Annotated in this window: 2 protein-coding genes; both read left to right on the top strand. The window is 33.8% G+C overall.

Annotated elements, in window-relative coordinates; genetic code table 11:
- Nucleotides 1–342, top strand: a 342-nt coding sequence (locus tag ACI3VO_RS02005) for an EamA family transporter (protein WP_439756305.1), incomplete at its 5' end; no start/stop codon positions are given.
- Between the two features lie 45 nt (nucleotides 343–387).
- Nucleotides 388–1,646: Gfo/Idh/MocA family protein (locus tag ACI3VO_RS02000; protein WP_439756304.1), on the top strand; the 1,259-nt coding region annotated here is incomplete at its 3' end.

Raw genomic sequence — 1,646 nt, 5'->3', positions numbered from 1 at the left:
TTCTCAACTTTTTCGCTTATAGTTATTTTACCGGTGTTTTTAGCTGTTTATAAGCCGATGACACTTATGCAATTAGTTTACTTGTTACTTGCAGGAGTGTCAGCGAGTGTCGGTCAATTTGGAATTACCCTTGCTTATAAATATGCACCAGCCAAGGAAATTTCTATATACGACTACAGTGGTATAATCTGCTCTGCTGTTTTAGGTATAGTATTTTTCAACGAGAGCCCAGATATAATAAGTATATTCGGTTATCTAGTAGTATTTGCTGCGGCCTTTGATATGTTTTTATACAATAAAAAGCTAGATAAACAGGACAACCAAAGAAAAAATATACTATAATTAAATCGTACGGAAATTTAGCACTTTAAGAAAAGGGGAATTTATATGGGAAAAGTAAAATTAGCTATTATAGGCACAGGTCTTAGAGGGGCCTATACATATGCTCCTCTTGTAGAAAAGTACAAGGACAAATGTGAAATAGTAGCTTTTGTAGAAAATAAAAAGGGAAGAAGAGATTCGTTTTTAGAAAAATACCCTGTCGATGAAGATATGGTATTTGATAATTTAAATGATTTTATCGCTCATGAAAAGGTTGCCGATGCTGTGATAATATCACATTACGACCTTTTGCACTACGATACAGCTCAGCTAGCTCTAGTCAGAGGATACGATGTTTTAGTCGAAACTCCTGCAGCAAATAGCTTAGACGGACTTGTCCATCTAAAGGAGTTTTCAGATAAAAATAGCGATAGACTTTTTATGGTGGCTTATAACAATAGATACTCAAGCTTCTATAATAAACTACAAGAAATTGTAGACAGCGGAGATTTAGGAAATCTAGTAAATATTTCATATAACGTCGATATAGGCTATAAAAGCTTCATCCATAATTACGTAAGAGGAAATTGGAGAATAACTAGCGATACTGCCACAATAATGCTTACAAATAGCTGTCAGGATATAGACACTATGATAAAATTATCAGGTGGAGAATGCGAAAAGGTAGCTTGCTTTTCTGATTTAAGAGTTTTTAATTGGGATAATTTCAATACAAAAATGAGTGAAAACTGCTTAAGATGTCTAGAAGAGGAGGGATGTCCTTTCTCAGCTAAGAAAATGTACTTAAACGAGGATCAATTTATAAATAAATCAGTCCACATAAATCCTACTAAGGAAAACCTTGAAGCTATTTTAAAAGAAGGCCCTTATGGAAAATGTGTTTTCTACTGCGACAACGATGTATCAGATAATTTAACTAGTATATTTAAATTCGACAACAAGGTAACTGCAAACTTCAACATAAACGCATTCACAAATGAAGGCGACAAAAAAATAAGATTGTTCTTCAAAGAGGGTGAAGTAGAGGCTTCATACAAGGACAGACAAATAAAAATCAAAAAATTCTTAAACGGCGAAGAACAGGTAATAGATATAGAAGAGGAAGATATAGACGAAAAGCTATTTGTAGATTTTATAAATAGAGTACAAGACAAAAACTACGATTCATGTGTCGCATCTGTAGGTGAGGTTATACAAAGCCACGTAGCTACATTTGCAGCAGAATTTTCAAACGTCAGCAGCACTGTAGTAGATATAAAATCATTTTTCAACAACGCAGTAGAGATGACTAAGCAAATAGAAAA

Origin of the sequence: Intestinibacter sp., from assembly GCF_051866655.1 — a bacterium.
GTDB lineage: Bacteria > Bacillota > Clostridia > Peptostreptococcales > Peptostreptococcaceae > Intestinibacter.
This window is presented reverse-complemented; position numbering and strand designations above follow the sequence as displayed.